The sequence below is a fragment of the Catenulispora rubra genome (genome assembly GCF_015356825.1).
GTDB lineage: Bacteria > Actinomycetota > Actinomycetes > Streptomycetales > Catenulisporaceae > Catenulispora > Catenulispora rubra.
In genome coordinates this window covers 1-398 of sequence record NZ_JAACYW010000800.1, presented here as the reverse complement: position 1 = coordinate 398, position 398 = coordinate 1, and the positions used below count along the sequence as shown (strand labels likewise).

Genomic DNA, 398 nt, shown 5'->3' with positions numbered 1-398 from the left:
ATACTAATTCATCCATAAGCTCTTTCACTGTTGTGATTTTTGTTATTCTGCTTGCATTTTCACCACAGAATATGAGACCTTCATCAAGGTTACCCTTTACTGCATTTATTAAAGCTTTGCTTATACAATAAGGTGTATTAGCAGGGTTGCAAGGTGTTAAACAATTATAACAATGAGTTATTTTCTCTCTCTCAGAGCTAGTTTTCTTTACAAATGTATTCTTCATAGCTCTACCTGGCATTCCAACGGGACTTTTTACTATTTGAATATCATCTTTGTTACAATTAACATAGGCATTTTTAAACTCATCCGAAGCATCACATTCTTCAGTTGCTACAAATCTCGTTGCCATTTGAACGCCGCTAGCACCTAATTTTAAATATTTAGCAATATCATAT

Annotated in this window: 1 protein-coding gene; it reads right to left on the bottom strand. The window is 33.4% G+C overall.

Annotated features, from left to right (window positions below):
* The coding region (locus GWK61_RS61750; RefSeq protein WP_194922404.1) for a nitronate monooxygenase at nucleotides 1–398 on the bottom strand (398 nt) is incomplete at both ends.